The organism is Bradyrhizobium sp. AC87j1, assembly GCF_002936975.1.
Taxonomy (GTDB): Bacteria; Pseudomonadota; Alphaproteobacteria; order Rhizobiales; family Xanthobacteraceae; genus Bradyrhizobium; species Bradyrhizobium shewense.
Genome location: NZ_PTFE01000164.1, coordinates 1 through 10,274, shown reverse-complemented (window position 1 = coordinate 10,274; position 10,274 = coordinate 1). Strand labels below are relative to the sequence as shown.

General features: G+C 59.0%; 4 protein-coding genes and 3 pseudogenes. 4 read left to right on the top strand and 3 right to left on the bottom strand.

Going from position 1 to position 10,274, the window contains the following annotated elements; genetic code table 11:
• The first annotated feature begins 96 nt into the window (after positions 1-96).
• Positions 97-995: pseudogene (locus CV770_RS39285) on the top strand (IS630 family transposase).
• A 753-nt stretch (positions 996-1,748) separates the two neighbouring features.
• Here CV770_RS39285 and CV770_RS39280 read toward each other — a convergent pair.
• From CV770_RS39280 to CV770_RS39270, 3 genes and pseudogenes are all read right to left on the bottom strand, one after another.
• A pseudogene (locus tag CV770_RS39280) lies at positions 1,749-2,407 on the bottom strand (IS110 family RNA-guided transposase); the annotation flags it as partial.
• Positions 2,404-3,167, bottom strand: a pseudogene (locus CV770_RS39275) (IS5 family transposase). The pseudogenes CV770_RS39280 and CV770_RS39275, both read right to left, overlap by 4 nt.
• Before the next feature lie 163 nt (positions 3,168-3,330).
• Positions 3,331-3,855 (bottom strand): Hsp20/alpha crystallin family protein, encoded by a 525-nt coding sequence (locus CV770_RS39270; RefSeq protein WP_104466134.1) that lies wholly within the window; start codon positions 3,853-3,855, stop codon positions 3,331-3,333.
• 704 nt (positions 3,856-4,559) lie between these two features.
• Between CV770_RS39270 and CV770_RS39265 the strand changes: the two genes are divergently transcribed.
• The 3 genes from CV770_RS39265 (at position 4,560) to CV770_RS43980 (ending at position 10,101) form a co-directional block, all read left to right on the top strand.
• On the top strand, positions 4,560-6,908 hold the full coding sequence (locus CV770_RS39265; RefSeq protein WP_245453994.1) for a DUF3141 domain-containing protein: 2,349 nt from the start codon (positions 4,560-4,562) through the stop codon (positions 6,906-6,908).
• A gap of 449 nt (positions 6,909-7,357) precedes the next feature.
• Complete coding sequence (locus CV770_RS39260) at positions 7,358-8,791, top strand: hypothetical protein (RefSeq protein WP_201760241.1); 1,434 nt, start codon at positions 7,358-7,360, stop codon at positions 8,789-8,791.
• 962 nt (positions 8,792-9,753) lie between these two features.
• On the top strand, positions 9,754-10,101 hold the full coding sequence (locus tag CV770_RS43980) for a transposase (protein WP_283811416.1): 348 nt from the start codon (positions 9,754-9,756) through the stop codon (positions 10,099-10,101).
• Positions 10,102-10,274: the final 173 nt, after the last annotated feature.

Sequence of the window (10,274 nt, the reverse complement as noted above, 5' to 3'; positions counted from 1 at the left end):
CGTTAGAGCGGGTCTCGAGCAGATTTAATCGTTTGGGATTCCCAAATCAGGCTGGTTCTGATTCAAGCTGTCTGCCAGCGAAGGAGGCCGGTGGGCATGGCGATATCCATTTCGGTCGATTTTCGTAAGCGCGTAGTCGCCGCTGTTGAAGGCGGTATGTCGCGTCGAGCGGCTGCGGCGCACTTTTGAGGGGGCGCGTCGAGCGCGATCCGCTGGGTGGCGCAGGCGCGAAGGACAGGCAAGGTAACGGCGAAGCCGCAGGGCGCGGATCGGCGTTCGCTAGCGATGATAGCACACTGGAGGAACTGAAGGCGGTGCTCGCCACCGATGGACATGTCTTCAGCGTCTCCGCCTTGTCGCGCTTCTTCCAGCGCCGGAAGATCACGCTCAAAAAACGACCGCGCACGCTGCCGAGCAAGAACGGCCGGACGTCGTGAAGAAGCGGTAGGAATGGGCCGGCGGCCAGCTCGCCTTCGACCCGACAGGCTCATCTTCATCGACGAGACACCGGGTCGACCAATATGGTGCGTACCCGCGGGCGCACGCCTCGTGGCGAGCGGCTACTCGCTTCCATCTCGCACGGCCGTTGGAAGACGACGACCTTTGTCGCCGGGCTGCGCCTGTCGGGATTGGTCGCGCCGATGGTTCTCGATGGGCCGATCAACGGAGCTGCGTCCCAGGCCGCTATTGATCACGCTCTCGTTCCGGAATTGCAGCAGGGCGATATTGTCGTCATGGACAATCTGGGCAGCCACAAAGGCGCCAGCCTCCGCGCGGCGATCGAGGCTGCCGGTGCAAAGTTCCTCTATCTTCCGCCCTACAGTCCCGACTTCAATCCAATCGAGAACGCCTTCTCAAAGCTGAAAGTGCTGCTGCGCACGGCCGCCGAGCGGACCGTCGAAGGCCTGTGGGCTGCCATCGGATGTTGCCTCGACCGCTCTACGCCGCGCGAATGTGCCAACTATTTCGGAGCCGCCGGATACAAGCCAACTTGATCTGGAACCGCTCTAGAAGCTTACGCGACGAGTTGGCCGCACGCCGCATCAAGGCTGCCATCCGGCCGAATCCGCGCCGCAAGCATCCGCAGCACTGCGATAGGGCCTACAGAGACCGCAATGTCATCGAGCGATGATCCGCCGTCTCGCAGACGTCCGACAGATCGCAACCTGATACGACAGGCCCGCTTCCTGTTCGCAATCTTCTTGGCAGCAGGAGGTGCAAAACGGGTGCTACTGCTATTAGCTCGGATAGCCCCCTGTGCCTGGTCCGACGCGGTCACCATCAGCCGGCTGGCCCACTCAGGGTTAGCGGCATTGATTGTTGGCCCTAGCCACGCGGTCTGCGATTCGCCAGCATTGTCTTTAATGTAACGCCTCGGATCGTGATCCTGTTGCTGGACGAGAAGCCCTGCAGTCGCCCGGGGACGGCTCGGTACGCATCACTCAATCGCGATCCTCGCCAGCGACCGTGACCTTGCCCCCATATGTGGAACGGCCCGCGAGGCAAGAGCTTTTTCAGTCGATTTCATACATTGGAACGGTGCGGTCATATGTGCGGCCTTTGCGCGCGGCACAATATGGCCGCTGGCCTCGATGAGATCCGCGGAACGAGGAGCCAAATCAAGTTTACGCGCTTGAGCGCATTGGGGGCAGTAGCTTCACTCGTTTCGGGATTTCGTCCCAAGGGTTCATCGCCTGTTGTTGCACCTTGCCCTCTGCCGGCCTGCGCCGGTCAGATCGTTTTGGTGGTCACTGCGTCACCGCGGTAAGCGCCAATGGGTCGGGACGCCGATAAATTCCGCCCTTGTTCAGGAGCGCCCAGATGATCCGCGCCGTCTTATTGGCCTGCGCGACGGCGGCAACCTTGAAGGGCCGTCTGGCGAGAAGGGCCTTCAGCCACGGCCGCGCCCGAGCGTCGTTTCGGACGACCCGCAAGACGGCCGTTGCCCCGACAACGAGGAGAGAACGGAGTTCCGGATTTCCCATCTTCGATATTCGTCCCAGCCGCTCTTTGCCTCCGCTTGAATGAGACCGCGGCGTCAATCCCAGCCAGGCGGCAAAGTGGCGAGCCGACTTGAACCCGCCGGGATCCGGCACAAGCGCCTTGATGGTCGCCGCCGTAATGGCGCCGACGCCAGGGATTGTGGTCAACCGACGCATATCCTCGTCGCGCTTGGCCTCCACGACGATTGCGCGCTCGAGCCTCTCGATCTGGTTGGCTGAAGCTTCAATCTCGTCGGCAATAGCCATCAGCGCGAAGCGCGCTGCTGCGGGCAGGCGAGCATCTGTCTCATCCCGTATGATTGCGACCAGCGCCTCAACCTTTGCCAGGCCGGCGGTGGCGATGATCCCCAATCTGCCAGATGCGCGCGCAACGCGTTGACCGCCTGCGTTCGCTGCCGCACTAGGGTGTGGACTCAATTGATCGGAGCCAAATTCGCACGGAAGCGAGTTGAACGAAAGCGAAGAACGTGGCGCCGAGCTTGTCGTAGCGGGTGGCGATGCGTCAAAACTGCTTCAGTTTGTTGAAGAAGCGCTCAACGTGGTTGCGCTCGCGATAGATGGCCTTCTTCCACCGGAACCTCTTCTTTCGGTTGGATTTGTTGGGAATGTTGGGGATCGCACCTTGATTACGGATGTGGGCACGAACACGATCGGCATCGTAGCCTTTGTCGGCGATGACGACGGCGCGCGCATCGAGTCCGTCGAGCAGGGCCTCGGCGCACGTCACGTCGTGGGCCTCGCCGGGGGTGATCATGAGGCGGACCGGGCGGCCTTTCGCGTCGACGCGCGCGTGGATTTTGGTGGTGAGGCCGCCTCGGCTTCGGCCCACACAGCGATCTCCACTCTTTTTTTCACCCCGGAAGCATGCTGATGGACCCGCACGACCGAACTGTCGATCATCTGCACCTTGCCATCGTGTGCCTTGACGACCGCATCCATCAGCCGGTCCCAGATGCCGGCTTTGCGCCAGCGGTTGAAGCGATTGTAAGCGGTCGTATAAGGCCCGTATCGCTCGGGCAGATCGCGCCACGGTGCTCCCGCGCGCAGGACCCAGAAGATGCCGTTGAGAACGCGGCGGTTGTTGCCTGGCTTGCGACCTCGACGGTCCTTCGGGAGAAGGGGTTCGATAACACTCCACTCGAAATCCGTCAGGTCGTAGCGCATGATCCCAGCCCCGATGTTCGGTAGCTTGAATCATGGTCCGCCCTGATCCGCTAGACGAATTTGAGTACACGACCTAGTGTGTTCGCTGCCTTCTTGCGACCGGCTGTTGGCGCTCGATGCGATCCTGCGTGCTGAGGGCAGCCTCGCATGGACAAGTCGGCTCCTAGGCTGCTTTGACGTCAATCTTCTTGGGCGGCTTCTGAGCTTCAGTGTTTTTCGGCAACGTCACCCGAAGGGCGCCGTTCTTAACAGAGGCCTCAATTTTACTGGCCTCCACACATTCCGGTAAGCCGAAGTAGCGCGTAAAGGAGCCGTAACTGCGCTCGGAGACGTAGTAGTCCTTGTGCTTCTCTTCCTTGTGTTCGTTTTTCTCACCTTTAATGGTCAGTCCGCCATTGACGACTTGAACCTCTATGTCCTTTTCATCGAGTCCAGGCAGCTCGGCTGTAATCTCGTAAGCCTTGTCGCTTTCACTAAGATCCACTGCCGGGCTTGCGGCCACCTTGGCAGCGGACCTTTCAAGACTAGCGTGCGGACGGGACGAGCGGCGCCAGAACTCGCCGCCAAAGAAGTCTTCGAACAAGCGATCCACATCGTGGCGCAATGCCTCGAGTGGGCGCCATGCTTCAGGAAGGAACGCGGGTTCACTAGCCTCCCTAGTGACGGATAGTCTAGTTTCATTCGCCATGATCTTTCTCCATGTTTGAGATCATTCTGAGAGACGCAATCCTGTGCTGCGCTAAGCGACCGAGTCGTTACAGACCGCAAAAGCAACGGATGTGCCAACTCGCCTGCTGATTGAGCTGCTCATATTGTGGGACCATGTTTCAGCCGATGGCCACGCAGCCTCGATGTCGGCATGCGGTTGTGCCGTGAAGAGCGGAGCGCGGTTGAACCGGTCCAAAGTCGGTAGCGCGGTCCGCGGGATAAGGTTTTCTCGAAGCCGGTGCGCTCCGATCGACGCTGCATCGTCCCACACTGCCAACTCTATTCTCGCTTTGTCTCGGCTACACGGCTCGCGAGGTCCTGCAAGGGGGATCAGGGAATGTAAAGACGTTGGCTGTCTAACAAAGATCACCCGCAGCGTCCGATCTCTGACAGCCTTGGTTTCTATCGGACAAAGATGTGCAGCAGAACAAAACGAGCTTCGCCGTCTTTGTCTCTCCATTACGCTCGATGCTTGGCATCGGCTTTGCATAGAGAGACTGGGAACCTGGTGGAAAGTCACCCTGCTCGCACAACGTATTCTTGAGGTTACGCTTTCTTGGTCACACTTTGACCTCGCTTGCGAGCAGTTCGCCAGATGAAAGACGCCATCGATAGGCAATCCGGCACCACAGCGTGAATTAGCATTACGGGAAGCATCTACTCTAGAACAGAGGAGGTCAGGCCATGTCTGACTCGTTCCAGCGCTCCAACCTGGCCCAATCAATGAAAGCGCAACGTGCAGAACTTGAGCACGCGCTCACCCACGGCCCATTCAGAGCCCATGCCGATCGCATGATAGAGGTAGGTGCCAGGACCATCAACGTTCTGCAAATCGGGTGGACACTGCGGGTTAAGCGCAGCTGCGAAACGGTCTTTATGCGCCTGCCCGAGCTCTTAGCAAGCGGCAAACGTCTGGCCAACGATCTGCGTAACTTGCGTGACGATGGACAGCTTGGCGTTTCCTGGCGCGAATACATCCGCGACGCCGGCGAGCGCGCCATATTGCTAATCGATCTTCTCCGAGAAAGCGGCGACCTCTTCCTTGAACATGAGGCCGCAGGCTGTCAGCCGGTTCTTTTCTACGAGTACGAGAAGATCATGGACGGAAGGGATCTTCCCGTAAAGTCCAACTTCGTATTGCTGCGCATCATCCCGCTGCAAGATGTTACCATCGACTACTCCCGTCGTCGGCCCTTTGTTATCATCCCTCCCCGTGCGGGACACGCTGCGGGTGTCGGAGCCCATGAGCACGATAGTCAGCTCGGCGTCGCATTGCGTGAAGGTCATCCGGTTTATCTGGTGAGCTTCCGTCGCGAGCCGGAGGAGGATCAGCAACTCTCTGATGTAGCCTATGCGGAGGCGGCGTTTGTTCGAGAGGTGATCCGCCGGCATCCGCGCGCCCCTCTCCCGGCCATTATTGGCAACTGCCAAGCAGGCTGGGCGACCCTCGTTCTTGCCGCAACAAACCCTGACTTGACAGGGCCCATCGTCATCAATGGATCACCCGTTACGGCTGTGTCGGGAAACATCGGCGACAATACTTTCCGCTACATTGCCGGCATATTCGGCGGAGTCTGGATCCCGATGTTTCTGTCTGACCTTGGCAACGGCGTGTTTGATGGGGCCAATCTCATACACAATTTCGAGATGCTCAATCCCGAGCGCCGGCTGTTCCTAAAGTACGCCGAGCTTTTCCGCGACGTGGATACGGTGCGCGAAAGCTTCCTTGCCACGGAGAAGTGGTGGAGCAGTTTCTGCCTGCTGCACGAAAACGAGATCTGCTGGATTCTAGAAAACTTGTTCATCGGCAACCGGCTCGGCAAAAACATGGCCTATCTGGGATCGGAGCGTCAGCACGTCGATCTCAAGCAGATCCGGGCACCGATCATCGTGTTTGCCAGCCATGGGGACAAAGTGACGCCGCCCCAGCAGGCTCTGAATTGGATCACAGATATTTACGAGAACGAGGAGGAGATCCGCCTTCGCGGTCAACACATTATTTATATGGTGCATGACGACATCGGGCACCTCGGCATCTTCGTCTCTTCAAAAGTTGTCAATAGGGAGTTCAGGCAAGTTGCAACCACTCTTGAGGCAATCGAAGCGTTGATGCCCGGGCTCTACGAAATGTGCGTCAAGGATGTTCAGGAACATGATGGACGAAAGAGCTTCAGCGTTGAACTAGTCGAGCGCCACTTCAAGGACATCCGTGCATTGAACGACAACTATCGCGATGAGTTTCCTTTCGGCGCGGTCGACCGTGCGTCTGAACTTCAGGCACAGATCTATCACACTATCGCGCGCCCCCTCGTCAGAGCTGCCGTCACAACCTTCACGGCCGAAGCTAGCCGAAGTGTTCACCCGGAACGCCTGTCGCGATCGCTAATCTCTTCGCGAAATCTGGTGCTGGCTGGCTTCAAGTCCATAAGCGAGCAGGTTCGTCAGTCTCGAGCAAAGGCCAGAGTGGATAATCCATTCCTGCTTGCGGAAGCCCTGTATGTGCAGCATATCGCGCAAGCGATGATCTTCTGGCGCGAGCTGCGCGACATGATGTATGAGTTGATGTTCCACGGCATGTGGAACACTCCTTTGCAGCACTATTTTGGTGGTCGCTACGAAGTGCATGCGAGACAAAAGACGCTCGAGGAATTGCGGGTGCGCCCGGACGTTCAGTTTGCGCTTAAGATGATCGCGACTGGCGGCTTCATCGAGGCCGTCATTCGCATGATGGCGCTACTTGTGAGCGATCGCGGCGGTATCCGCCGCGATCGTCTCGATCGCTGGTCACGCGTCTTGACGCGAGACCAGCCGTTCCGCTCGGTCGCTTCTGACCGTCTGACTACAATCACGCGCCAGCAGACCATCATCGCCACCTTGGAACGGGAGCAAGCAATCGAGACCCTGCCATTGCTGCTGGATGACGCCGAGGAGCGGCGTCGCGCCTACTTTGGTCGCACGCTATATACCCGGTCCCATTGCGGAAATGTCGCCGAGCACGATCGACCTCTTAAGGCGGTTTGCTCAGGTGCTTGAGCAGCCGCCAATCGCAAGCGATGTTACCGAAAATCCGTTGGGCGGAAATGACGGCTGAGGAAAGGGCGATGATTGGCGTGAGACGATGAGGCGCTGTCGGCTTCAGGTGTGCCAGGCATGGCAACTGTGAGCAATGTCTATGTGCCTCGTAGTTGGCAAATGATTTGAAGCCAGTTCATCCTGCACATTGTACTCTGACGCCCGTCACGGGATCGGCCAAACATGTTCGACGCCAGCCATATTGTGTGTGCCGTATCCTGAGCGCTGATCGTAACGGCGGCCCCGAAAGTTCAAGAAGTGGATTGAGGAAAGAAGGGAGCGGATACCGATGAGCCCCCCTTGCAAAGAACCAGCCGCCGCTGGCGTCGACCAATCGAGTGGCGTCGCTCCGATATAAGTTGTTGGGCACTGTTTTACCGCCGGGCTCCGCAAGAATGGAGGTCTTCGTCTTGGACCACGATACCATCCGCGCCGAGCTGATGTACCTGGAATCCCTTGGCTCCCGAATCTCCGGCTCAAAGACCCACGACCAACTTGTCGAGCATGTCAAACAGCAGTGGGCGGAGTTCGGTATGCGGGTTCACGAGGACGTCTTGCATTTCGATCGCTGGAGCATGCCTGCCGAAAACCCGAACCGTCTGCGCCTTAAGATCGACGGGCGCGACGTAGAGATCTCTTCGGTCTTTCCCTACTCCGGGACCACCGGCCCGCTTGGGACCGAGAAGCGGTTGTACAGATTGCGTGGTCCAATACCGCGATGGACCAAAGCACGCGGAGGAATTGCGGTCATCGAGGTCCGCAATCGTGAGTTCCCGTTTGGTGCGGTGGTCAAGACTTGGGATCGGGCGCATGCATGGGGCAAGACCACTATGCCGCTACTGCCTACGACAATCGCCGGCCTTGGTCTGACACGTGCCCGACGAGCTGGCGTTGAGGCCGTGATCTTCGCCTGGCGTGGCATTAGCCCTTCTAACGCCAAAGGGCAGTATTTACCGTTCACGTTGCCCTACCAGGACATTCCAGGCGTCTTCGTGGCTGGAGACGAGGCCGACTTTGTGCTGAGCGCCGCCTCGAGGCGTAGGCCGGCGACGCTCGTCCTGGACGCCGTGATCGAGCGAGGCAGCACCATGCGAACAATATGGGCAGCCGTGGAAGGTAACAGCGCCCCGTACGAAACTATCCTCGTGGTAAGCCACAGCGACGGTACAAATATTCTCGAGGAGAACGGCCACATCGGTTTGGTCGAACTCGCGCGCCAAGTAGTCGCTCAACCATTGGCACGCACTGCCGTCTTCCTGTTAACCGCTGGACACCTCCGAATCCCGGCGGTCACCGATCATGGCCAAGCCACTTCGCGCTGGTTGCGGGATCACCCGCAGTGGTGGGCCGGTGGCCCGGGAAATCGCCACGCAGTGGCAGGTCTGGTGATCGAGCACCTCGGCGCTCGGGAATACCGTGATGATCCCATCAAAAACACCTACGGTCCGACAGGGAACCCCGAACCCGAACTGCTATACGCCTCCAACCCGCAGCTGACGGCGCTCATTGAATCAGAATGGCGTACAACCGGGCAAGCACCGCGAGTGTCGGCCCCAAACCCGCTCATTCAGTTCGGCGAAGGCCAATCGCTCTATCTAAAAGGCATCCCAAACATCGCGCTGGTAACCGTGCCGCAGTACCTATTAAGTACGGAACCGGGCGACTATGTTGACATCGCTCTTCTGGAGAGACAAATAACCAGCTTCGCGAGACTGCTGCAACGTGTCGACGCTATGTCCAGCAAGGAAATCGGCACCGTCAAGGTTGTCACACCACTGGCGAAGGCGGCTGCAGCGCTGCGCGCGATTGGTATTCTGGCTTGCAGCTCATCGCTCTGGCGGTAAACCGCTTGCAAAACGTCGCTCTGACCCATATGAGGACCAGAGCATGTAGCGCGGGCCTTTAGCGTAGCCTAATCCACATTCTGATGTCCCTTCATGATCTTCAGTCGTGACAATTTCGACTAATTAACTTTGACCCTCTGCGTCCCAACAGCGCCCTTTTCATGTCTATCTGCGATCAGAGCGCGGGTTGGCCCCGAAGTCCATGGTCCGCCATTTCCCAGTCATCCGCAGGTTCCTGCACGAGGTAGCGCCGGCGCCCTGTGCAAGATCAGCCAAGAGGACGTGATCGACTACGTTGAGCGCCACGCCCGGGATTGGAGCCCGGGAACAGGCAAGGCGATGTGCTGGTCGTTGCCTGCCTTTTTCCGTTACCTCCACCATGGAGGGCTGAATTCGCGCTCGTTGGCGGATTGTGTTCCATCAGATGCGCCGATGGAGGCTCGCAACTCTACCGACCTATCTGCCTACCGCTCAGGTGCGGAAGGCTCTTGACGGTTGCGACCGAAAGACGGTGATGGGACGGCGCGATTGCGCCATTCTGTTGCCGTTGGCCAAGCTCCGGCCTGTGGGCCGACGAGGTTGCGACGCTCACCCTCAACGATATCGACTGGCGCGTCAGCGAGATACTCATTCGCGCCGAGGGCCGACAGCGTGCACGAACGCCGATACTGCCAGACATTGGCGCGGCTATCATTGCATATCTGCGCAATGGCCGCCCAAAGTCCTCGTGCCCACGCCTGTTCATCCGCACACTCGCGCCACACGTCGGCTTTGTTTTTGGATGCGCGATACGCCAGGGCCACCCTCGATCGCGTTAAAATCGAGGGGGCGCCCAACGCTGCGTAAGCGGCAAAGAGACCCCATCTGGCAGAGTGGCGGAGAGATCGGCTATCGGCTGCGGAGTCTGTGAGCCGATGTGAGCTTCTATGTCTGCGCCTAGTTCTGAAACTAGAACCTTCCATATGATCGAAGCGGTCGCCGAGCGTCTTGAGGGAGCGCCGCGGCAGCTTCGGCGACGCTGGTCGGACGAGTTCAAGGCGCAAGTTGCGGCAGAGGCGCTGGAGCCCGGCGCGAGCGTATCGGCGATCGCCCGCCGGATCGGCATTCACCCTTCGCAACTGTTCGCCTGGCGCCGCGATGCGCGGGCCGAGCGGCATTATTGCTCGCGGCACTCGAGTGATGCGGGCGCAGTGGCGTCTATGACGGGTGCAGTGATCGAGATTGCCATTGGCGAGGTGGTCGTGCGCGCCGGCCGGCAGGTCGAGGAGGCACATTTGCAGCGGGTGATCCGGGCGGTCCGATCGGCATGATCCCCTCTGGTGTGAAGGTGTTCCTGGCCAGCCATCCGGTCGACTTCCGCAATTATGCGGAGCCCACGATTATGCGGAGTGTGCGGCCGTTCAATCCGAGACCCACTTCGTTATCAACAGTTTAGTTCCTGCTGCCCTCTTTCTCACTCCGCATAATCTGAGGCCTCCCTTCC

Excerpts from the sequence above, each read along its gene's own strand:
- CV770_RS39265 (WP_245453994.1), top strand. The coding sequence starts at position 4,560 with ATGTCTGACTCGTTCCAGCGCTCCAACCTGGCCCAATCAATGAAAGCG.
- CV770_RS43980 (WP_283811416.1), top strand. The coding sequence starts at position 9,754 with ATGATCGAAGCGGTCGCCGAGCGTCTTGAGGGAGCGCCGCGGCAGCTT.
- CV770_RS39270 (WP_104466134.1), bottom strand. The coding sequence starts at position 3,855 with ATGGCGAATGAAACTAGACTATCCGTCACTAGGGAGGCTAGTGAACCC.